This window comes from Novosphingobium sp. 1529 (assembly GCF_040544855.1).
In the GTDB taxonomy this organism is placed as follows: Bacteria; Pseudomonadota; Alphaproteobacteria; order Sphingomonadales; family Sphingomonadaceae; genus Novosphingobium; species Novosphingobium capsulatum.
Genome location: NZ_JBEPKW010000008.1, coordinates 45569 through 67173, shown reverse-complemented (window position 1 = coordinate 67173; position 21605 = coordinate 45569). Strand labels below are relative to the sequence as shown.

Sequence of the window (21605 nt, the reverse complement as noted above, 5' to 3'; positions counted from 1 at the left end):
ATGGAAACTGCTGCCGTGTCGCGGCCCGCCCATGGCGCCGCCGTGCCGCGGCATGCGGTTATCCTGGCCGCTGGACTGGGATCGCGCCTGCGCGATCTCAGCCAGTCCAAGCCGCTAACCCCGGTTTGCGGTTTCCCCCTCTTGGAACTGGGCGTGCGCCAGGCTGCTGCAGCCAGCATCAGCCGCATCGTGGTGGTGACCGGGCACGAAGCCGCCCGCGTGGAAGCCGCCCTGCCCGATCTGGCCGCCCGTTGCGGCGTGGCCATCCAGGCGGCCCGCGTGGCAGACTGGACTTTGCCCAATGGGCATTCCGTCATCGCCGGCGCGGCCTTGGTCGATGGGCCATTCCTGCTGATGATGGCCGATCATATCTTTTCCGCCGAGATTCTGCAGCGCCTGACCCATGAAGGCGCGCCGACGCGTGACGTTACGCTGGCGATCGATCGCCGGCTGGACAATCCCCTGGTCGATCCTGACGACGCCACCTGGGTGCGCACCCGGCCCGACGGCACGATCGCGGCGATCGGCAAGACCATCTTTCCATATGATGCGGTGGATTGCGGCGCCTTCCTGGCGACGGCCGCCCTGCCCGCCGCGATCACGCAAGCCGTGGCCATGGGCCGCCCTGGATCGCTTTCCGATGGCATGCAGGTGCTGGCCGATGCTGGCCGCGCCGCCACGATGGAAATCGATGGCGCCTGGTGGATCGACGTGGACGACCCGCGCGCCCATGCCCAGGCCGAGGCCGACCTGCCGCAGGCGATCCCCGCGCTGTTCAGCCCGGCGATCTGAACCCTCTCCCCAGCAATAGACCAAGCGCAGCGGCGGGGGATCACCCCGCCGTGGGCGCGCCGTGGTGCAAGGCGAAGGCGTGCGTGACGGCAATGAGCGCGGCGCAGCCGGCCAGGGCAAGCCAGGGCAGCCAGCCGGCGCGGCGCGTCATCGTGCCATCGCTGTTGCGGGCGTAGTCTTCGACCAAGGCATGGGGAAATTCGCCCTTGTCCTGCCCATAGTGGCGCCAGGCAAAAACCGGCACGATCAGCAGCAGCGCGATCAGGCCGTTGCGCAGCGTGCCCGCGCCCCACACATCGGCGCCCGCGCCCATGAAAGCCATGTTGACGAAACCGAACGTGCAGCCCAGCGCCAGGAGCCAGGTGGGGCAGCGGAACGGGCGTTCCTTGTCACCGCGATCGATGCGATGAATCCAGCCAGCCTGGAGATTGAGGAAATTGAACGCGAGGTAGCAGACGTTGCTGATCATCAGCACGGCGAAATAGTCTGACGCCAGCAGCAGGATCAGGTTGAAGCCCAGGTCCGTCCACATCGCCGCAGTGGGCGCCCCGTGGCTGTTCACGCGCGAGAGATAGCGCGGCAGCCAGCCATCGAGCGAGGCCTGGTAGAGCGTGCGCGACGATCCCATCATAGAGGTCATCACGATCAGCAGCAGCGACAGGATCAGCATGGCGATGAACAAGTTGGCGATCAGAACACCGGCATGGCTGGAGGCGACGAGGCCCAGCCCCTTGACGACGATCGAGGCCAGCGCCTGGGCCACGCCGGAACCATCGTAGATCGACGGCGAAAGCATGGCGTCAAGGCCGAGCGAGGCCTGGAACGCCAGCGGCACCAGCGCGAAGACGAGGATGCACAACACGCCCGAGGCGATGATCGCGCGCGGCGTGTCGCGGGCGGGATCGCGGAATTCGCGGGTGTAGCACACCGCGGTTTCAAAGCCGTAGGTGGACCAGCCGGCACCGAACATCGCGCCCATCAACAGGACCAGGCCATAGCCATTCCAGCTGCCAAAGCCGGCATGACCCGCCGCGTCACGCAGCATGGGCAGCAGCGGGAAGAGATGCTCGCGCGGGAGGTTGCCGGTAAAGACCGGGATCAGGCCGACCAGGATGAGCGGGGCCAGGCACACGAGGCCAAGGATCTTTTGGGCTTGGGCCGCCCGCGCCGCGCCGCCATGCTGCAAGGCGAAGGTGAGCAGCAGGAACGCAGTGGCGATCAGCGAGACCGCATTGATGCGCAACGACAGGCCGGGGCGCACGAAGCCGAGATCGACCAGCTTGATCTGCCAGGCCATGATCGCCGCATCGGGCGCGAACAGGCTGGCCATAATGTAGCCGGCGGCCAGGCTGGTGGCGAGGGTCAGCACTGGCGACCAGGCCAGCCAATTGGCCCAGATGGAGATCGGGGCGACAAAGCGGCTGTAGGGAAGCCACGCCGCCGCGCCATAGACCGAAGCGCCGCCCGACTTGTGCGGATAGAGCCCGGCAATCTCTGCATAGACGAAGCTCTGGATGAACCCCATGAGGATCGAGGCGATCCACACCACCCAGCTGGGCTGGCCGATGGTGGCGGCAATGCCACCCATGGTGAGCAGAACGCCCGCCGGAACACCCGACGACGCCCAGAACGCCCCCTTCCAATCGAGCGAGCGATGCAGTTCCCCGGCAGGGGCGGCCAAGGTCATCGCGGGGGTTATCGCGGGGTCTTCACCGATCATCGCTGCTGCGTTTCCCAGTTGGGGTGGACGTAGTAAGGCTCGTTGGCCGGCGGCAGGAGCGGGTTGCCGAGGATGTGATCGGCGGCCTTTTCCCCGATCATGATCGTGGGCGCGTTGAGATTACCGGTGGTGATCGAGGGCATGACCGAACTGTCGACCACGCGCAGGCCCTGGACGCCAATCACCCGCAGTTCGGGGTCGACCACCGCCAAGGGATCATCGACGCGGCCCATGCGCGCGGTGCACGAGGGATGCAGCGCGCTTTCCACCTTGTCGGCGATGAATGCATCGATCTGCTCATCGCTGACGCAATCGGCGCCGGGCTGGATTTCCCGGCCACGAAACGGCGCAAAGGCGGGCTGCTGGAAGATTTCGCGGGTCAGGCGCACGCAGGCGCGCATTTCCGCCCAATCGTCTGGGTGGCTCATATAGTTGAAGCGGATCACCGGCTTTTCGCGGGGATCGGCGCTGCGCAGCGTGACCGTGCCCCGGCTTTTCGAGCGCATCGGCCCGACATGGGCCTGGAAACCATGCTCCGTGGCGAGCGAGGAGCCATCGTAATTGATGGCCATCGGGAAGAAGTGAAACTGGATATCGGGATAGCGGATGCCGGCGCGGCTGCGGATGAAACCGCAGGATTCAAAGTGGTTGGACGCGCCAAGGCCGGTACGCCGGAGCAGCCATTCCAGGCCCACCTTGGCCTTGCCGACCAGATTCGCGTGGCCGAACAGCGTGATCGGCTGGGTGCAAGCCATCTGGAAATAGAATTCCAGGTGATCCTGCAAGTTGGCGCCGACGCCAGCGCGATCGGCCAGCACCGGGATGCCATGGCTGGCCAGTTCCTGGGCCGGGCCGATGCCCGACAGCTTGAGCAATTGCACCGAATTGATCGGCCCGCCCGAGAGGATTACCTCGCGCCCGGCGCGCGCCGTGTGCAGCGTGCCGCCGCGTTCGTACTCTACGCCCACCGCGCGGGTGCCGTCGAACAGGATGCGGGTGGCCAGCGCATGCTGCACCACCTTGAGATTGGGCCGCTTGACCGCATCATAGAGATGCGCCTTGGCCGAAGAGCAGCGCTCGCCCTTGCGCACGGTCATGTCCATGCGGCCAAAGCCTTCCTGCTGGAAGGCGTTGTAATCCTCGGTCGGCTGGTAACCGGCCTGGCGCGCCGCCTCCATCCAGGCGTGGTGCAGCGGATTGTCGAGCGTGCCATAGGTGGTGGACAGCGGGCCATCGCCGCCGCGATAGGCGTTGCCGCCCTCTGCCCGCGTTTCCGCGCGCTTGAAATAGGGTAGCACCTGGGCATAGCCCCAGCCGCGCGCACCCTGATCTTCCCAGCTTTCGAAATCGAGCGGATTGCCACGCACATAGACGAGGCCGTTGATCGATGATGATCCGCCCAGGCCCTTGCCGCGCGGACAGTGCAGCCGGCGGTTGTTGAGGTGCGGCTCGGGCTCGCTTTCATAGCGCCAGTTCCAGCGCGTGGTGTTCATCGGATAGGCGAGCGCGGCGGGCATCTGGATGAAAATCGAGCGATCCGATCCCCCGAACTCCAGCAGCAGCACGCGATGGCGGCCATCGGCGGTGAGGCGATTGGCCAGCACGCAACCGGCCGATCCGGCGCCGACGATCACATAATCGAACGCCTCGCCCGCATCAGCATCAGTAGGGGGCATCGATCGGCTCCATGGCGACATAGACGCTCTTGAGGCGCGTATAGTGCTCGATGGCGGCCCGGCTGTTTTCGCGGCCCAGGCCCGATTGCTTGACCCCGCCGAACGGCAATTCGATCGGGGTGATGTTATAAGTGTTGATCCAGCAGGTGCCGGCATCGAGCGCGGCAACGACGCGATGGGCGCGGGTCAAATCCTGGGTGAAGACCGCGCCGGCCAGGCCGAATTCGGTGGCATTGGCGCGTTCGATCACCTCGGCCTCGTCGGTGAAAGGCAGGACGGCCATGACCGGGCCGAAGATTTCCTCCTGGACGATCACCATCTCGTCGTTGCAGGCGGCAAATATGGTGGGGGCAACGAACGCCCCCTTGTCGCAGCCGTTGGCGAGCACGCGATGGCCGCCAGTGACTAGGGTGGCCCCTTCGGCCTGGCCCTTGGCAATATAACCGAGCACCTTTTCCATGTGGGCCTGGCTGATCAGCGCGCCGACATGGGTGGCCGGATCGGCGGGATCGCCCACGATCATTGCCTCGGTCCGCGCTTTCAACCGGGCGAGGAAATCATCCATCACGCTGGAGTGGACGAAGACGCGCGTGCCGTTGGAGCACACTTCGCCAGCTGAATAGAAATTGGCCAGGAGCGCGCCCGAGACGGCATTGTCGAGATCGGCATCGGGAAACACGATCAGCGGGCTCTTGCCACCCAGTTCGAGCGTGACCTGCTTGAGCGTGGCGGCAGCGTCGGCCATCACCTTGCGGCCGGTGCCAACTTCTCCGGTGAGAGATATCTTGGCAATGCCGGGGTGGCGCGACAGCAACTGGCCGGTGGCAGCAAAGCCCTGAACGACCTGGAACACGCCTTCGGGCACACCAGCCTCGAGATAGATTTTTTCCAGCTCGATCGCGGTGAGCGGGGTCAGTTCGGCGGGCTTGAAGATCATCGCATTGCCGCAGGCCAGGGCGGGCGCGCTCTTCCAGCAGGCGATCTGCAGCGGATAGTTCCACGCGCCGATCCCGGCGGTGACGCCCAGCGGCTCGCGCCGGGTATAGCCGAACGCGCCGGGGCCGAGATCGACGTGCTCGCCGGCAATCGTGGCTGCCACGTTGGCATAGTATTCGATGCAATCGGCACCCGAAAGCACATCGACCGCGATGGTTTCCTGGATCGGCTTGCCGGTGTCGCGGGTTTCCAAGAGCGCAAGTTCATCGTTGCGGGCGCGCAGGATATCGACCGCCCGGCGCAGCACGCGGCCCCGCTCGGTACCCGTCAGGCGAGCCCACTGCCGCTGCCCAGCGCGGGCGCGGGCCACGGCGGCATCGATTTGGGCGGCGCCGGCGATGGGGATGGTGGCGAGCACCTCACCCGTGGCGGGGTTGATCGTATCGAAAGAAGCCGGTGCCATCGTGCCCTCTGTCTGGCGTTATGTGCCCACAGAATACGGCAAGCCGGCTTGGAATCAATTTTGCCGTGCAAATCGCAATTTTGTAATTCTGAAAAATATGCTTTTAAAACATAATAGTATTTTCGGGCTTTCATCACCGAGACCGATATGGTGCATAAAGTTTGCTTATGCTGGCAGTCATGCTCACAGCTGCGGGGGATCGGCCGCGCCGCGCCACAGCCGGCGCCGCATCCGATTCCAATCGGGCACGCCCCATTCATGACCGCAGGCATGGCCCACAATACTGTCGAGCGGATTGGCATCATCGAGCAGCATGTCCTGCGGCGTAAGCGGTTCGCGTTCGCGCGTGCAGAAGAACGCCGTCACATGGGGCCCCGTGTCCGTGCGGCGCCCAGGCTGGACCAAGGCCAGGCGGTTGCTGCGCAAACGCACCACCATGCCGGGCGGAAACACCCCGATGCTTTGCATGAAGGCAAACAGCAGATCGCGATCGAAATGCCCTTCCCATCCCCACATCGCCGCGAGCGCCTCCACCGGCGTCCACGCCTGCTTGTAGATACGGTCGGACGTGAGCGCGTCGTAGCAATCGCAGATCGCGCCAAGGGCCGCGGCGCGGCTGATCTCGCCCGCATGCAGGCCGGCGGGATAGCCCTTGCCATCCTGCCGTTCGTGGTGGTGCCGGCAGACATCGAGCGCGGTGGGGCAGACATCGCCTGATGCCGCAAGCAGGCGAAAGCCATGTTCGGGATGATCGCGGACGAGGGCGAATTCTTCCTGCGTGAGACTGGCAGGCTTGTTCAGCACGTCTTGCGGGATACCGATCTTGCCCAGATCGTGGAGCAGGCCGGCCTGGCCATAGTCGCGGGTTTCCTCGGCGCTGAGGCCAAGGAACGTGGCGGCGTTGATCATCAGGGTGCACACCGCCACCGAATGGGCGAAGGTGTATTCGTCCTTGCTCTTGAGACGGACGACATCGATCACCGTGCGCGGGCTGCTGGCAACGGCCTCGGCAATATCTTCTACTAGTTGATGGGTATCAGCAACACGCACCGCGCGGCCCATGCGGGCATCGTCGAACAGGCCGCGCATCGTCTGTCGGGCCTGACCCACCATTTTCTGGACCTGGCGGCGGCGCTGGCGCGAGATGCTGTGCATCAGCGCATCGGCGCGATCGGGCGGTGGGGGCGCGGCACGCCGGCAACGGCGGACCGGCCCACGCGGTTCGCCCGGCATTGGACCAGCCGCGCACGCGGGCGGCGCGGCCGCCGCCGGTTCTGCCTCGTATCGGCCGCCGCGCGCCTCGTCGATGATCACGAAGGGGGCGGCACAGCCATGGACCTTGGCAAGGTCGTCAGCAGTCGAGATGACGAAACGCGTGCGCCAGAACGGATGATCGAACCATGATCCGCCGAATCCGCAAATGAACATGCCAAGCTTGACGTGTTCGGGAGGGACATGGCGGATCATGTGCCGCAGATTGCGTGCGCGACCTTCCCCCCGGCCTAAAGTGGCCTTCAGGAAAACCCGCAGAAACATGGTTAAACGCGACGAGTGGTTGCCCCGGCGACGCCGGCGTGGTGATAGCGTGGCATGAGCCACCCTGCCGATCTTGCCATCCGCCTGCGCCGCGCCGCATTCAACCAGGCCCTGGCCGACGCCGACCTGGCCGCGATCGGGCCCTTGCTGGCGCCCGACGTCGTGCTGGTGACGGGCAGCGACAGCGCCGTGCTGACCGGGCGCAAAGCACAACTCCAGGCGTGGAAGCGCGAGTTCGCCGCCAGCCCGCGCAGCATCTATCTGCGCACGCCGGCGACGATCGAGGCATCGGCGGTGGAGCCAATCGCCCTGGAACAGGGAGAGTGGCAGGGCCGCCACGCCGATAGCGGCGCGGTTTACGCCAGCGGACGCTATTGCGCCAAGTGGCGGCAAAGCGATGCAGGCTGGGTCATCTTGGCCGAGATATTCGTGACCATGGCCTGAAGACCGGCGCGGTGAGAGGCGACGGCCAGCCCTGCGGCCAGCAAGCGACCATCCGGGCCGGTGCGGGCCGGCGACCAGATCTCCCATGCCCTTTTTTCATTGATTTACAACGGCACTGGCCATCCACAACCTTGCGGTAGTCGCCGCTGGCGTTCAGCGGGAGCTGGGCAGCTATCGCGCGGCAAAGGCGCACGCCGACTTTGCGCGCGACGCGGAACACTGTCACAAACTCGCCAGTAACCAGGCGGCGCACCATGATCTAGAATTTGAAGCGGCGCACGCTCCCGCTCGATCACCGCGTGGGGCCAGCGCCCCATTAAGGTCCAAGCGGCACCGCAGCCGGCCCTGCCGGCATTCGCCAAAGCCTGGCCGCCGCTGGTGTCGTAGTATCCCCCGACGATGTGCGGGCCTGCACTGAGCTGACATCCTATGCCCTGTCGCTGCCCGACTGATCATAGGATGTCAGCGCGCCCACCGTGGTCATACCTGCGGGCGGGCGGTGACATGTCCTGGATTTACCAGGTGCCGGTATTGGGCATGCTGACCCACGGTTCAGCCGGATCGAGACGGCCGTTCTGGAGCAATTCCACCGAGATGCCATCGGGCGTCTTCACAAAGGCCATGTGCCCATCGCGCGGCGGGCGGTTGATGGTGATCCCGGCATCGGCCAGCGTCTGACACGTGGCGTAGATATCTTCCACCTGAAACGCGAGATGGCCAAAGTTGCGCCCGCCCGCATAGGTTTCGGCGCTGCCATCCTCGGCCGGCCAGTTGTAGGTCAGTTCCACTTCATAATCCTGGCCGGGCGCTGCCAGGTAGATCAGCGTGAAACGGCCCTGCTCACTGGAAAAGCGGCGCGTTTCCTGCACGCCGAGCAGGTTGAAGAACGCAATCGTCGCGTCAGGATCGGTCACCCGGATCATGGTGTGCAAAAACTTGGTCATCGTCTGGTAGCTCCGTTCAAAGCGATGAAATTCGTGCGCGGCGCAAGGCGGCCGCTCAGTGTCCGTTGAGCTGGGCGAACAGCGCGTCGAACCTGCCGTTGCGCTCGGCATGGCGAAACGCCAGCGTGTTGGGCACGCAGATTTCAACCGGCGTGGGCACCTGCGAGAACAGATCCATCACCTGGGCGATATAGGCATTGAGCGGCAGATAGCCTTCGCGGCTTTCCTGGCCTGGCGTCAGTCCGGTCTGCACGGCGGGCGGGGCCAGTTCGATGACGTCCACCCGGCCGGTCAGTTGCGCGCGCAGCGACTGGGTATAGGAATGCATCGCCGCCTTGGTCGCGCTGTAGGTCGGGGCTGCTGCCAGCGGCACGAATGCCAGGCCCGAGGTGACGTTGACGATTACCGCATCGGCCTGCTGCGCCAGGTGGTTGACCAGGGCATCGGTCAGGCGGATCGGGGCAAGCAGATTGGTCACCACCGTGGCCTCGGCATCGGCCAGATCGCGCGTGCCGCGCAGATCCTCGAACCGCATGATCCCGGCATTGTTGACCAGAACATTGAGCGCGGGAAAGCGCGCCGTCACTTCGGCGGCAAAGCTGGCGACCGCGGCGGCGTCGGTCACGTCGAGCGCCATGGCGTGAAGCCCGTCGCGCCCGGCCACGGTTTCTTCCAGGGTGGCCAGCGTGCGGCCGGTGACGATGACAGTGTTGCCCGCCGCATGCCAGGCCTGGGCCAGTGCGCGCCCGATGCCGCTGCCCCCGCCGGTGACGAGGATGGTGTTGCCGCTGGTTTTCATGGAAGCGATCCTTTTTATGTCGCGTGCAAAGTGGGGGCTGGCCCTACTGATAGCAACGCCCTGCCCGAAAGTTTGCGCCGCCATGCGCGCGGTGGAAGCATCCCGTGGCATCGCCGGATTGATTGCCATTCCGCAGCGCGGCATAAGGCGGGCATGTTCAAGCACCTCATGCCTTCCCGCCGATCCCAGGAACGCTCCATGGCCTGGCGGCTCGGCTGGTGGCTGGGCCGCGCCATCGTCGTGTTCCTGGTGGGCAGCGTGCTGTGGGTGCTGATCTACAAGTGGGTGCCGGTGCCGATCACCGCCACGATGCTGATGGACGGCAACAGCATATCCAAGGACTGGACGCCACTGACGCGAATCGACCGCACGATGGTAGACGCAGCGATCGCGGGCGAGGATTCGCGGTTCTGCACTCATCACGGATTCGATCAGGCTGCCATGCTCCAGGCATTCGAACGCAACCAGCAGGGCGGCCGGATTCGCGGCGGCTCCACCATCAGCCAGCAGACCGCCAAGAACGTGTTCCTGTGGCAGGGCGGTGGCTATTTCCGCAAGGGCCTGGAAGCCTGGTTCACCGTGCTGATCGAGCAGATCTGGGGCAAGCGGCGGATCATGGAGGTCTATCTCAACGTCGCGGAAACCGGCATCGGCACCTATGGCGTGGAGGCCGGCGCCCAGCGCTATTACAACAAGAGCGCGCTGCACCTGTCTCGGATCGAGGCCGCGCGAATCGCTGCGGCCTTTCCCCAGCCCAAGGTACGTGAAGTAACCGGCGCGAGTGGCTTTGTGCGCCGCCATGGCAATGCCATTGCCGCGCGGTCTTCGGTGGTGCGCGGCCAGTACGATACCTGCGTCTACCAATAATAGCGGAAAGGCCGCCTCCCGGTGGCGGGAGACGGCCCCTCCAGCGTGTAAGCCGAGCCGCCGGATATCACATCTTTGGCAGGCAGGGCTTGCCCCCTTCTTGCCGCAGGATCACGCATTCAACCGGAACAACAATGCTGCAGAGCACAACGCCGATAGCGGGCATTCGTTCCCGGCCGCATTAGGCCGAGCCTAGAATGCCGCAGTTGGCCCAGTCCTGGATAGTGCAGTGCAGCACGACTGGTCGCATCATGCGCGCATCCCGGCGCAGCGGCGAACCGCAATGAAAAACCCGCCGCCATCCGAAAGGATGACGGCGGGCTTTTTAGCCAGCTCTGTCCGAAAGGATCAGAAGCCGAAGCTGATCGAACCCATGATGGTGCGCGGCGGGCTGATCTGCGCATAGGTGATCGGCGAAAGCGAGGTGGACTGACTGTTCAGCGTACCGCTGAAGCCACCCACGTAGGTTGCGTCGAACACGTTGATCACGTTCAGTTGCAGGAACGTGCGGTTGTTGAAGATCGGGCTAACCTTGTCCAAGCTAAGCTTCGCATCCAGGTCGACCTGGGTGTAGGCCTTGGCCTTGGCCGGGAAGATTTCCTGACGCACGCCCGGGCCGGTTTTGACTGCGTCACCGCCTGTATTCACGTAGAACGGCAGGTTCTGGTCGTTGACATAGCGCGGACCGGTGCGCTTGGCCTGCACGCCCAGCGAGACCGGGCCGATGGTGCCGTCGATGCGGCCACCGAAGGTATAGACAGGAGCGCCAGACTCACGCTTGCCAGCGGTCTGATAATAGGCCGTGCCGGTCGAGGTAGGCTTGCCATTGTCGCCAGTGGTGACGACGCAGCCATACATGCCCAACTGCGCAGTCAGCAGCGAGCAGTCGCCCGCTTCCACGTTGTCGCGGATCTTGGAGTGCAGGTACGAACCGTAGAGGTAGATGGCGAGGTCGCGCACCGGCGAGTACGAGATCGAGCCATCAACGCCATACTTGTCCACGCGGCCCAGGTTACGGTAGATCGTGGTGTTGAGGTCACGATCAAACGTCGAGGCCAGGCGGTTCTGGTAGATCGTGTACCAGGTCGAAACCTGGGCCATGAGCTTGCCCGAACGATAGCGCACGCCCAGGTCGAAGTTGTCGGTCGATTCCGGGTTGGGCTTGGCCGCGCCATTGCCCATCGGGAAATAGAACGAGTTGTAGAGGTTGTCGGTGCCCGGCACTTGGAGGCCCTTCGAATAGTTGGCAAAAATGCCGACGTTCGAATTCACCGCAAAAGTTGCACCCACGCTCGGCAGGGCCTTGCTATAGGTAAAAATGCGCTGCTGCGGCGCAGCCCAGCTAGCGGCCGTGGGCAGGCCAGTTGCCGGCACCGTCACATAGGGATTGGCCGCTGCAAACGCAGCGTTGCCAGCATCGCTACCGAAGCAGGCATAGCCGCCGGTCTTGTTGGTGAAGCAGTATTGGTTGAGGTTGCGCTTGAAGAAGGGCACGCGCACCCCGGCGTTCACTGTCAGCGCACCGAAACGACCGCGATATTCACCCGAAACCTGATGCAGGATTGCATAGGACAGGCGGTTCCGGCGTTCCATCGCCTTGCCGTTCACATCGGTGATCGGATCATTGACCGGGAAATAGGTGCCGGCCGTGCCATTGCCGTTATAGGTGCCGAATTCTGCCGTTTGACGGTGACGGCCGCGGTCATAGGAATATGCCAGACGGATGGTCTGGTCGGGGGTAATGTCATAGCGTAGCGACGCGATCAGGCCGAGGCGAATGGTCTTGGTCTGGCTCGGCGCGATCAGACGCACGCTGTCCAGCTTGTCACCGTCACCGTTGAGGTCTTTGCCGAAATAGTAGCTGGTGCCGTCATAGCCGGTAAGCCCGGTGACGCCGTTGATCGTCGTGGTCTTTTCACTGGCCACGTAACCCAGCGTGCCGCCGTTGGCGCTGGTCCACTGGATCGACGGATCGACCGTCAGCACCAGGCCATCAGCCAGGGTAAAGCGCGAGGAGATGCGGATGTTGGCGGTGTCCGACGGATTGACACGGTAGTCATAATCGGACCCACAGGCACTGGCCGCGTCGGCCGCGCCGGCCACCGGCGCCGCGATCGTGCAGCGGGCAGTCTGGTAGAAGCGATCGTCGCCCGAAACCGGGTAGCGGTTGCCCGCACCCGTGCCGACCACGCGCGTGCCGGTGTTTTCGATCCACATCGGGACCGAGCCGAAGGCATTGTTGCGGTTGCGGTTATAGTGGCCGGCGATCGAGATGAAGTCGCCATTGCTGCCCAGCGGCTGGTACAGCTTGGCGTTGTACTGCTGCTTCTCGATTTTGCCGATGCCGCCGTAGATCGTGTTGTTGCGCGAATTCGATGCTGTCGCGTAGGCGCGCAGGCCGCCCGAAGTGAGGTTGCCGGTATCCACTTCACCAAAGATGCGCATGTAGCCGTACTCCCCGGCCGATCCGATCATGCGGGCGTGGAAATCCTCGGTGGGGTTGCGCGAGCGATAGTTGACCGTCGAACCCGATGCCGCTGCCGTCGGCGAGTCGACGTCGGTAGTCCCCAGGTTCACATTGACCTGATCGATGACTTCGGGATCGAGTTGCTGGTTGGAATAGATCGCGTAGCCGCCAGTATCGTTGAGGGGAATACCATCGAACGTCTGCGAAATGCGGGTGTTGTCAAAGCCACGAATGTACAGAACGCCGCCCGACGAACCGAACGGGTCGTTGTTCTGGAAGCTGACGCCCGGTACCAAGTTGATGATGTCGTTGATCGACTGGCCGGGGGCCTGGTGCGAAATGATCGTCTGGTCGAGAACCTGCTTGGCCTTGGGCGTGTCGGGCAGCTGAACGCCGTTCACCGACTTGGCGGCACGGCCGCTGACCACGATGGCCTGCTGTTCGAAATCGACCGAGCCGGTGGACTGGGCCAAGGCGGGCGTGCTGGCCAGAGCCATGCCCAGCGCCAGCATGGAGCCGGCAGTAAAGTGCGAGCGGTGCATTGGTGTCCCCGTTGCGTGTAATCAGTCGCCGCGATGCAACGACAGAAAGATGATCCGTCCCCGCTGCCATCAGACGACCCGACGCATGGCAGGGCGCCGGCACAAATCTTCCACGCGCCGGCAGGCCTCCCTGACCGGTTTCTTGTGACACGAAAATGACAAAATTTCTGCAATTTTTACTTGATTTTGGCGTTCGCGACAAAATGCTTCAGGATCAAGCACGCAGTCTTGCCAATCATTTCAATTGAAAGCAGTCAGGCGCAATGATGGTGCAGATTGTGGCGGCTTCGCAACAACAGCAAAGAATTTGCGCAAGTGCGAAACATTTGGCACCAAAGCAAACGCTTGTGCCAAGACCAGCCGCGGTTTGCGGTGAAATGCGCCTGGCGTTGCGGTCCGGCGGCCGCGCCCGTCAGGCGGCAGCCTCTGCCGATTCGTCCTGCGCCACCAGCAGCCAGCGCTCCGCACCTTCCAGCCCGACGGCGGTCAACCGACCCGAGGCATAGGCGCCGGTATCAATGCCGACACGCAGCGGCGAAACCTCCGGCTCGTCAACGATGGTATGGCCATGCACCACGGCGAAATCGCGCGGGGTCCTGTCGGCGATGAACTCCCCGCGAATCCAGCGCATGTCGCCCGGCACCTGCTCGTCCAGCGCCACGCCGGGGCGGATCCCGGCATGCACGAAGACATAGTCTCCGATGCGAATCTGGTCTTCCAACCCGCGCAGGAACGCGATGTCGGCCTGCGGCACGAAATCGGGCATCGCGGCACGCAGTTCTTCCAGCGTCATCCGCGCATAGTCTTCGGGATCAATCGGATAGCTCAGCAGCGTTTCCCGGCCACCATGGCGCAGGAAATGGCGCAGGGTTTCATCGCGCTCGAACGCGCCCATGAACATTTCCTCGTGATTGCCGGCCAGGATGCGCACGCGGCGGCGCTGCGCCCAGCTTCTGGCCCGGTCGATCACGCCCGCGCTATCGGGCCCGCGATCGATCAGGTCGCCCAGCAGGATGACAGTGGTTTTCACCACGCCTTGCCCGCTGCGTGCCGCATCGTCGGCTTCAATAAGGCCGATCATCTGCTCGAACAGGTCGAGCCGGCCGTGAATGTCACCCACTGCATAGACGCGTTGGCCCGCAGGAACCAGCGTGGGCGGCGCAGGCGGCTCTGCCCGCGCCCCGGAAACGAGTGACTTTAGCAACTTCAGCATGCACCGGCCGTGACGATCATTCGCCAAACTATATGGGTGCTGCCACGGCCGAGACAAGCGCCAGAAACACTATGATGCACAAAAGACACATTCCAGAACGAGAATGCCACGGTCGGCGGAATGGTCTTGTGCAACGCAGCAGGCGGCGGCATCCAGATAAACGCAAGTCGTCAACCAGCCCGCGCAAGAAAGAGGCCGGGGCGATTTGTGCAGGCGGGGCGACGCGTCAAAGACAAAATTAAAGAGGTATTTCATGCGTACGTCCATCAAGTCGCGCGTGGCCAAGGTCGCCACGGCGTTCAGCCTTGCCGTGCTTGCCGGCTATGCCGTGCCTGCCATGGCCGACGAGACCGCGCCCCCGAGCGATTTCAAGGTGACTGGCGCCGCCGGCGTCATCAGCCAGTACCGGTTCCGCGGCATCTCGCAGTCCAACAACCTGCCGGCCGTCCAGGGCACGCTGACCCTGTCGCACAGCTCGGGCTTCTACGTGTCGACCTGGGGTTCGAGCGCTTCGCCCAGCCCGGCGGTCAACATCGGCGGCACCGAAATCGACGTCTATGGCGGTTTCACCCACGGCCTCAGCAACAGCGGCGTGACCGTCGACGTGGGCCTCTATGGCTACATCTATCCGGGTGCGCCGGGCCTCAACTTCTATGAAGTCTATGGCTCGCTGTCCAAGGCGCTCGGCCCGATCAACGCCAAGGCCGGCATCAACTTCGCCCCGCACCAGAAGAACCTGGATGTCTATGCCACGCGCACCGACACCTACGTCTATGGTGAACTGTCGGGCGCCATTCCGAACACGCCGTTCACGATCCACACCCACCTGGGCCACACCGGCGGTTCGTTCAACTATACCAAGGAATACATCGACTACACCGCCGGTGTCAGCACCGCGTGGAAGAACCTGACGCTCGATTTCTCGGTCGTCGGCACCAACGTCAGCCGCCAGGACGCCGCCAACAATCCCTTCGCCGGGGTTTCGGGCGAGCAGATGTATCGCGCCGGCAAGACGGTTGGCGTGGTCTCGCTGATGGCCTCGTTCTGATCACGTAATCGCGTTCGCCCAAGGGCAACAGGGGAAAGCCCGCGTCGGATCACCGACGCGGGCTTTTACCGTTTCAGTGCCCGGCTGCCGCTGCGCCTTGCGGCGTCTGCAGGCCGCCACCCAGCGCCACGAACAGGCCCACGGTGTCTGACAGGCGCGCCGCCTTGGCCGCGACGTATTGCGCCCGCGCGGTCTGCGCCACGGCGCTGGCGTTGAGCACCTGTAGCGTGCCCACCCCGCCCAGCTGCAACTGCCGCTTGACGAAACCCAGGCTGGCCGAAGCCGCCGAATCGCCACGCTGCGCGATCGACAGCGCGGTGGCATCGGCGGAAAGCGCGGTCAGCGCATTGCTGACATCGGCAAAGGCCTGCAGCGCCGTGCCGCGATAGCCTGCCTTGGCCGCGTCGAGCGCGTGTTCGGCTGCCTGCTGCTGCCGCTTGAGCGAGCCACCATGGAAGATCGGCGCGGCCAGGGCGCCGAGCAACTGCCAGAACGGATTGCCATCGGCAAACATCCGGCCGAAGTCTTCGGCGGTGCCGCCAGCCGTAGCCGACAGCGTGAGCTGCGGCAGGCGCGCAGCCATGGCCACCTTCACGTCGGCCGCCGCGCCTTCCAGCGTGGCCGCTGCCGCCGCCACGTCGGGCCGGGTCTTGAGCAACTCTGCCGGCAAGGCCATCGGCAGGTCTGCCGGCAGAGTCAGGTCTTCCAGCGCCGGCATGGCCGCGCCGTTGTCGAACACCGGCATGCCCGGCGCCTTGCCGATCAGGATCAGCAACGCGGCCTGGTTGGCGGCACTGGCGCGCACCAGCGGCGGCAGCGTGCCTTCCACCGCGGCCAGCGCGGCTTCCTGTGCCGCCACGTCGGCATGGCCCACCGCGCCCAGCTTTTCGCGCTGGCGCAGCAGGTCCAAGACCTGGCGACCGCTGGCGATCGCATCGCTGTTGGCGGCGATCTCGGCATCGAGCGCGGCGTTCTGGATCACTGCCAGCACCACGTTGGCCGCCACCATCGAGCGCATGGCATCGGCCTGGGCCTGGGCCACGGCGGCAGCCGCCTTGGCCGATCGCACCCGCGCCGCGCCGCCGCCGAACAGGTCGGGGGAATAGCTGACGCTGACCTGCGCGGTATGCAGCGAGAAGACCTGCGGATTGGGATCGGCGATCGGGGTGGACAGGCTGCGCGACAGGCGCTGCCGCTCACTGGTCAGTCCGGCATCAAGCTGCGGCAACAGCGCGCCGCGCGCCACGCCGATCAGTGACTGCGCCTGGGCCACGCGGGCCTGGGCAGCGGCCAGATCGGCATTGGCCGTCAGCGCGCGATCCACCAGGGTGTTGACCGCCGGGCTGCGGAACGCCTGCCACCAATCCTTGGCCACTGCCGTGCCGGGGTGAACCACCTGCGATTGCCCATCGCCGGTGATCGGCTGGTTGAGCAGATCGGGCGGCGCGCTGCCCGCCGGGGTGGGCGGCATCGGCACCGCCACGGTATTGACCACCGGCGGCGCCTTGGCCGCACCGGCCGTAGCCAGCATGGTGGAGGCCAGCAGCATGCCACTGGCCAGGGTGCCCAGCGAACGGCGCATCGGGAAACGGATCATGCCGGCTCTCCTTCATGCGGCATTGCGGTATCACCAGCATCGGTATCGGCCCCGGCGCGCTTGCGCGGCCCGGCGACCCGGCTGGAGAAACGGTTGATGAGCAGGGGCAGGATCAGCAGGATCAGCACCGGGGCCAGCGTCATGCCGCCCACGACCACCAGGGCCAGGGGCTTTTGCACCTGGCTGCCGATGCCAGTGGCCACCGCCGCCGGCGCGAGGCCGATCGCCGCCACCAGGCAGGTCATCAGCACGGGCCGCAGCGAATTGGTGGTGGCGTGGCGCAACGCATCAAGCCGTGCCATGCCTTCGTCCATCGCCTGGTTGAAGCTGGTCACCAGCAGGATGCCATCCATCACCGCGATCCCGAACAGCGCCACGAAACCGATCGCTGCCGAGATCGAGAACGCCGTGCCGGTGAGCATCAGCCCCAGCACGCCGCCCACCACGGCCATCGGAATGACCGAGAAGGCCAGCAGCGTATCGCGCAGCGAGCGGAAGTTGGCATAGAGCAGGCCGAGCATGAGCAGCAGGCTCAGCGGCACGACGATTTCCAGACGCGCCACCGCGTTCTTGAGGTTGCTCATCTCGCCCGCCCATTCCAGGCTATAGCCTGCGGGCAGCACCACATTCTTGGCAATGCGGGCCTGCGCTTCCTCCACCGCGCTGCCCAGGTCGCGATCACGCACCGAGAACTTGATCGGGATGTAGCGTTCCTGGTGCTCGCGATAGATGAAGCTGGCGCCGGTGGTCAGGCGGATATCCGCCAGTTCCGACAGCGGCACAGAGATCGCCGTGCCATCGGGCGCGGTGGCCCCCACAGTGATGCGCTTGACCGCTTCCAGGCTGTCGCGCTGGTCGGCTTCCAGGCGCACCATGATCGGGAAGTGGCGATCGGTGTGCGGCTCATAGAGGTCGCCCGGCGAGGTGCCGCCGATGGCGGCCTGCACCGTCTGGTTCACGTCGTCCACACTCAGGCCATAGCGCGCGGCCTTTTCGCGATCCACGTCGATGCGCACGGTCGGCTGGCCCAGCGACTGGAAGATCCCCAGGTCGGTAATGCCGCGCACCTTGGCCATCTGGTCACGCAGCTGGCCGGCAATCTTCTCCAGCGTCACCAGGTCGGGGCCGAACAGCTTGACCGAGTTGGCGCCCTTCACCCCCGATGCGGCCTCTTCCACGTTGTCCTCGATGATCTGCGAGAACGAGAAGTCGACGCCGGGATAGCGCGATTGCAGCTTGGCCGAGAGATCGGCGACCAGCTTTTCCTTGTCCATGCCCTTGGGCCATTCATCGAACGGCTTGAGCGGCACGAAGTATTCCACGTTGAAGAAGCCGGTGGCATCGGTGCCGTCGTCCGGGCGGCCGTGGGCGGAAAGCACCGCGGTCACTTCGGGGTATTGCATGATGTCACGGCGGATCGCGCGGGCCACCGGCTCACCCGCATCGAGCGAGATCGCCGCCGGCAGCGTGGCGCGGATATACATGTTGCCTTCTTCGAGGTGGGGCAGGAACTCCACCCCCAACGAGCGCACGCCGACAAAGGCGCCGATCACCATGATCGCGGCCGCGCCGATCGCAAGCAGCTGGTTGCGGAAGCAGAACGCCGCCGCCGGTTCGTAAACCCGGCGAATGCGCGCCACCAGCCAGGTCTCGGCCTCGTCCAGCTTGTCGGGCAGCATCATCGCCGAAAGCACCGGCGCTACGGTGAACGTGGCGATCAACCCGCCGATGATGGCATAGGCATAGGTCTTGGCCATCGGGCCAAAGATGTGCCCTTCCACGCCGGTCAGCGTGAACAGCGGCAGGAAGCTGGTGATGATGATCGCGGCGGCAAAGAAGATGCCGCGGCTCACTTCGTTGCTCGCCGCCAGGACCGAGCCGATGCGGCTGGCAAAGGTATAGCGCCCGCCTTCATGGGTTTCCACATGGTGCGATCGCTCGGCCATGTGGCGGAATATGTTCTCCACCATGATGACGGTGGCATCCACCACCAGGCCAAAGTCCAGCGCCCCCACCGACAGCAGATTGGCGCTTTCCCCCTGCACCGTCAGGATCAGCACGGCAAAGGCCAGGGCAAAGGGAATCGTGGCCGCCACGATCAGCGCGCTGCGCAGATTGCCGAGGAACGCCCACTGCAGGAAGAAGATCAGCAGGACGCCGGCAACCAGGTTTTCCATCACGGTGCGCGTCGTCACGCCGATCAGTTCAGACCGGTCATAGATGCGTTCGAGATGGACGCCCGGCGGCAGCACGCCGGTGCTGTTGATCTTCTGGACTTCGGCTTCCACCGCCTGGATCGTCGGCATCGACTGCGCACCACGACGCATCAGCACGATGCCCTGGACGATGTCGTCATCGTTGTTGAGGCCGGCGATGCCGTTGCGCGGCATGTTGCCGATCTTCACCGTCGCCACGTCGCGCACCAGCACCGGGGCGGTGCCATCGCGGCCCACTGGGGTGGTTTCCAGCGCATCGACCGACTGGATCAGGCCGATGCCGCGCACGATCGCGCTCTGCGCGCCAAAGTTGATGGTCTGGCCGCCGACGTTGGCATTGGCCTTGCCCAGCGCGGCGATCACCTGCGCCACGGTCAGGTGGTGGGCCTGAAGGCGGTTATTGTCGACCACGACGTCATAGCTGCGCAGCTTGCCGCCCCAGCCGGTCACGTCGACCACGCCGGGAATGGCGCGGAATCGGCGTTGCAGCACCCAGTCCTGCAGCGTCTTCAAGTCTTCAACCGAATAGCCCTTGGGCGCAGCGATGCGATAGCGATAGATTTCGCCCACGGGGCTCGTCGGCGAAATCGTCGGCACCGCGCCGCCCGGCAGCTGGGGCAGCTGCGCCAGCCGGTTGATCACCTGCTGCTGGGCTTGTTCGTAATTGAAATCATAGGTGAACTGGATCTTCACGTCCGACAGGCCGAACAGCGAGATCGCGCGGATCGCCGTCATGTGCGGCAGGCCCGACATCTGCACTTCGATCGGAATCGTGACGTTGCGTTCCATTTCCTCGGCCGAAAGGCCCGAAGACTGGGTCACGATTTCCACCATCGGTGGCACGGGGTCGGGATAGGCTTCGATGTTGAGATTGTAGAACGCGATGCCGCCCGCCACGAGCATCAGCACGAAGAAGGCGACAATCGTCAGGCGCTGGCCCAGCGCATAGCGTACCAGCTTGACCATCAGTCGAGCCCCGCTTCGTTCACGAAGATGGCGCCCTGGGTCACGACCTTTTCACCCGGGTTGAGGCCGGAAATGATCGTCACGCGGCCATCATGGCTTTCGCCGGTCACCACGTCGCGCGCCTTGACGCGGCCGTGGCCCAGCCACACCCACACGCGGGCGCTGTCGCCCTCGTGGATCACCGCCTCGGCCGGCAGGCTGAGCAGGTGCGGGGTCACCGGGGCCGTCGAAACTTCCTTCTCGGGCGTTTCAATGGTGAAGTTGGCAAACATCTGCGGCTTCAACGCGCCATCGGCATTGGGAATCGTGGCGCGCACTTGCAGGCGATGCGACACCGGATCGATCTGTGCACCGACGTTGTCGATCGTCGCGTCAAACGTGCGGCCGGGGAATGCCGTGGCGGTCACCACTACCTTGTCACCCAGGTGCACGCGCGAGGCATCGCTTTCGGCCACTTGCGCCACCAGCCACACGCGCGACAGATCGGCGATCAGGAACGCCGGCTGGCTCCCGGCGGCATTGGCGCCACCGGCCACATACTGCCCCTGCGCGATCGAGCGGGTCACCACCACGCCACCGATCGGCGCGCGCAGCACGGCATTGCTGCCAGCACCCGTGCCGGCGCCGAACACGCCCAGCTTGGCCTGGGCGGCGGTCACGGCGGCATTGGCAATGCCCAGCTGCGATTGCGCGGCCACCAGGTCGCTGCGCGCCTGCTGCAAGTCTTTCAACGCGCCACCGGCGGTGCGATAGATTTCCTCGGCGCGCTGGGCGTTTTCGGTCGCCACGCGCACTTGCGCCGATGCGCTGGTGCGCTGCGCCAGGGCGGCAGCCAGGGCATTGCGCGCATCGGCGATGTCGGTGGTGTGCACCGACAGCAGCGGGCTGCCGGCTTGCACGCGATCGCCGTTCTGCACGAAGACCTGCTGCACCTGGCCCGAATAGGGCAGGAACACCGGGGTCGAGCGCGTTTCGTCCACCGTGATCTGGCCGCTGGCGCCGGTGCGGGCATAGCCATCGTCCGCGCCGGCCGTTTCGATCTTGAGGCTGGCCACCTGGCTGTCGGTCAGTTGCACTTCGCCGGCCGGCAGCGGGGCCGCCACTGGCTCGGGCTGGTGCATCCAGGAACGCAGGGCAGTGGCTCCTGTCGCCACCAGGGCCACGGCGACAACCGACAGGGCCAGAACCCTGATCTGCTTGGCACGGGACATCTGCGGCACGGCGTGTTCGAAATTCATGGCGCGCGGTCTTCTCTTCGGTCCAAAGATGGCAGCTTGTCTATCAACCGTTGCAGGCGAGAGACAGGCCGATGCTGCCCTCTGGCCCACGCCGCCTGTCCGCGCCACTAGCGGTCTCGTTAAATTACCGTAATGCAGGCC

15 protein-coding genes are annotated in these 21605 nt (G+C 64.9%); 4 read left to right on the top strand and 11 right to left on the bottom strand.

The genetic code is table 11. From position 1 onward, the window contains the following. Complete coding sequence (locus ABIC78_RS15195) at window positions 1-792, top strand: phosphocholine cytidylyltransferase family protein (protein ID WP_171797540.1); 792 nt, start codon at window positions 1-3, stop codon at window positions 790-792. Between the two features lie 40 nt (window positions 793-832). Here ABIC78_RS15195 and ABIC78_RS15190 read toward each other — a convergent pair whose 3' ends face one another. The 4 genes from ABIC78_RS15190 to ABIC78_RS15175 form a co-directional block, all read right to left on the bottom strand. Then, a complete protein-coding gene (locus ABIC78_RS15190; RefSeq protein WP_171797539.1) occupies window positions 833-2512 on the bottom strand; it encodes a trimethylamine N-oxide permease in 1680 nt (559 codons plus the stop codon). Then, on the bottom strand, window positions 2509-4188 hold the full coding sequence (gene betA, locus ABIC78_RS15185; protein WP_171797538.1) for a choline dehydrogenase: 1680 nt from the start codon (window positions 4186-4188) through the stop codon (window positions 2509-2511). Before betA ends, ABIC78_RS15190 begins: the two co-directional genes overlap by 4 nt. Continuing rightward, window positions 4175-5587, bottom strand: a complete 1413-nt coding sequence (betB, locus tag ABIC78_RS15180; RefSeq protein WP_171797537.1) for a betaine-aldehyde dehydrogenase — start codon at window positions 5585-5587, stop codon at window positions 4175-4177. Before betB ends, betA begins: the two co-directional genes overlap by 14 nt. 183 nt (window positions 5588-5770) lie before the next feature. Further along, window positions 5771-7054: an HD-GYP domain-containing protein gene (locus tag ABIC78_RS15175; RefSeq protein WP_171797536.1), complete on the bottom strand. Its 1284-nt coding sequence runs from the start codon at window positions 7052-7054 to the stop codon at window positions 5771-5773. Window positions 7055-7177: 123 nt separating this feature from the next. Here ABIC78_RS15175 and ABIC78_RS15170 point away from each other — a divergent pair, with 123 nt between their 5' ends. Continuing rightward, the gene (locus ABIC78_RS15170) at window positions 7178-7567 is read left to right on the top strand and encodes a DUF4440 domain-containing protein (RefSeq protein WP_171797535.1); all 390 of its coding nucleotides are present in this window, start codon (window positions 7178-7180) and stop codon (window positions 7565-7567) included. Window positions 7568-8082: 515 nt separating this feature from the next. On the opposite strand, the gene ABIC78_RS15165 is transcribed toward ABIC78_RS15170, so the two are convergent. Together ABIC78_RS15165 and ABIC78_RS15160 are read right to left on the bottom strand one after the other, a co-directional pair. Continuing rightward, window positions 8083-8511 (bottom strand): VOC family protein, encoded by a 429-nt coding sequence (locus ABIC78_RS15165; protein ID WP_171797534.1) that lies wholly within the window; start codon window positions 8509-8511, stop codon window positions 8083-8085. 55 nt (window positions 8512-8566) lie between these two features. Beyond that, the gene (locus ABIC78_RS15160; protein ID WP_171797533.1) at window positions 8567-9310 is read right to left on the bottom strand and encodes an SDR family oxidoreductase; all 744 of its coding nucleotides are present in this window, start codon (window positions 9308-9310) and stop codon (window positions 8567-8569) included. Window positions 9311-9508: 198 nt separating this feature from the next. On the opposite strand from ABIC78_RS15160, the gene mtgA reads away from it, so the two are divergent. Continuing rightward, window positions 9509-10177 carry a monofunctional biosynthetic peptidoglycan transglycosylase gene (gene mtgA, locus ABIC78_RS15155; protein ID WP_354490627.1) on the top strand — a complete coding sequence of 223 codons (669 nt, stop codon included), beginning with the start codon at window positions 9509-9511 and terminating at the stop codon, window positions 10175-10177. A gap of 348 nt (window positions 10178-10525) precedes the next feature. On the opposite strand, the gene ABIC78_RS15150 is transcribed toward mtgA, so the two are convergent. Both ABIC78_RS15150 and ABIC78_RS15145 read right to left on the bottom strand, forming a co-directional pair. After that, window positions 10526-13186, bottom strand: coding sequence for a TonB-dependent receptor (locus tag ABIC78_RS15150; protein ID WP_354490625.1), 2661 nt, complete (start codon window positions 13184-13186; stop codon window positions 10526-10528). Between the two features lie 412 nt (window positions 13187-13598). Further along, window positions 13599-14399: a metallophosphoesterase family protein gene (locus ABIC78_RS15145; RefSeq protein ID WP_171797531.1), complete on the bottom strand. Its 801-nt coding sequence runs from the start codon at window positions 14397-14399 to the stop codon at window positions 13599-13601. A gap of 253 nt (window positions 14400-14652) precedes the next feature. On the opposite strand from ABIC78_RS15145, the gene ABIC78_RS15140 reads away from it, so the two are divergent. After that, window positions 14653-15447: a TorF family putative porin gene (locus ABIC78_RS15140; protein ID WP_054132461.1), complete on the top strand. Its 795-nt coding sequence runs from the start codon at window positions 14653-14655 to the stop codon at window positions 15445-15447. A gap of 73 nt (window positions 15448-15520) precedes the next feature. On the opposite strand, the gene ABIC78_RS15135 is transcribed toward ABIC78_RS15140, so the two are convergent. From ABIC78_RS15135 to ABIC78_RS15125, 3 genes are read right to left on the bottom strand one after another with little or no spacing between them, the layout of a single operon-like run. After that, the gene (locus tag ABIC78_RS15135) at window positions 15521-17044 is read right to left on the bottom strand and encodes an efflux transporter outer membrane subunit (RefSeq protein WP_354490623.1); all 1524 of its coding nucleotides are present in this window, start codon (window positions 17042-17044) and stop codon (window positions 15521-15523) included. After that, complete coding sequence (locus tag ABIC78_RS15130) at window positions 17041-20226, bottom strand: efflux RND transporter permease subunit (RefSeq protein ID WP_022676082.1); 3186 nt, start codon at window positions 20224-20226, stop codon at window positions 17041-17043. The genes ABIC78_RS15135 and ABIC78_RS15130 overlap by 4 nt, the downstream gene beginning before the upstream one ends. Continuing rightward, entirely contained in the window at window positions 20226-21464 is a 1239-nt protein-coding gene (locus ABIC78_RS15125; RefSeq protein ID WP_171795388.1) for an efflux RND transporter periplasmic adaptor subunit, read from the bottom strand. The genes ABIC78_RS15130 and ABIC78_RS15125 overlap by 1 nt, the downstream gene beginning before the upstream one ends. Window positions 21465-21605 lie beyond the last annotated feature (141 nt).

Bases quoted from the DNA above. Each gene is read 5' to 3' on its own strand.
- ABIC78_RS15195 (WP_171797540.1), top strand. From the start codon at position 1: ATGGAAACTGCTGCCGTGTCGCGGCCCGCCCATGGCGCCGCCGTGCCG.
- ABIC78_RS15190 (WP_171797539.1), bottom strand. From the start codon at position 2,512: ATGATCGGTGAAGACCCCGCGATAACCCCCGCGATGACCTTGGCCGCC.
- betA (WP_171797538.1), bottom strand. From the start codon at position 4,188: ATGCCCCCTACTGATGCTGATGCGGGCGAGGCGTTCGATTATGTGATC.
- betB (WP_171797537.1), bottom strand. From the start codon at position 5,587: ATGGCACCGGCTTCTTTCGATACGATCAACCCCGCCACGGGTGAGGTG.
- ABIC78_RS15175 (WP_171797536.1), bottom strand. From the start codon at position 7,054: ATGATCCGCCATGTCCCTCCCGAACACGTCAAGCTTGGCATGTTCATT.
- ABIC78_RS15170 (WP_171797535.1), top strand. From the start codon at position 7,178: ATGAGCCACCCTGCCGATCTTGCCATCCGCCTGCGCCGCGCCGCATTC.
- ABIC78_RS15165 (WP_171797534.1), bottom strand. From the start codon at position 8,511: ATGACCAAGTTTTTGCACACCATGATCCGGGTGACCGATCCTGACGCG.
- ABIC78_RS15160 (WP_171797533.1), bottom strand. From the start codon at position 9,310: ATGAAAACCAGCGGCAACACCATCCTCGTCACCGGCGGGGGCAGCGGC.
- mtgA (WP_354490627.1), top strand. From the start codon at position 9,509: ATGGCCTGGCGGCTCGGCTGGTGGCTGGGCCGCGCCATCGTCGTGTTC.
- ABIC78_RS15150 (WP_354490625.1), bottom strand. From the start codon at position 13,186: ATGCACCGCTCGCACTTTACTGCCGGCTCCATGCTGGCGCTGGGCATG.
- ABIC78_RS15145 (WP_171797531.1), bottom strand. From the start codon at position 14,399: ATGCTGAAGTTGCTAAAGTCACTCGTTTCCGGGGCGCGGGCAGAGCCG.
- ABIC78_RS15140 (WP_054132461.1), top strand. From the start codon at position 14,653: ATGCGTACGTCCATCAAGTCGCGCGTGGCCAAGGTCGCCACGGCGTTC.
- ABIC78_RS15135 (WP_354490623.1), bottom strand. From the start codon at position 17,044: ATGATCCGTTTCCCGATGCGCCGTTCGCTGGGCACCCTGGCCAGTGGC.
- ABIC78_RS15130 (WP_022676082.1), bottom strand. From the start codon at position 20,226: ATGGTCAAGCTGGTACGCTATGCGCTGGGCCAGCGCCTGACGATTGTC.
- ABIC78_RS15125 (WP_171795388.1), bottom strand. From the start codon at position 21,464: ATGAATTTCGAACACGCCGTGCCGCAGATGTCCCGTGCCAAGCAGATC.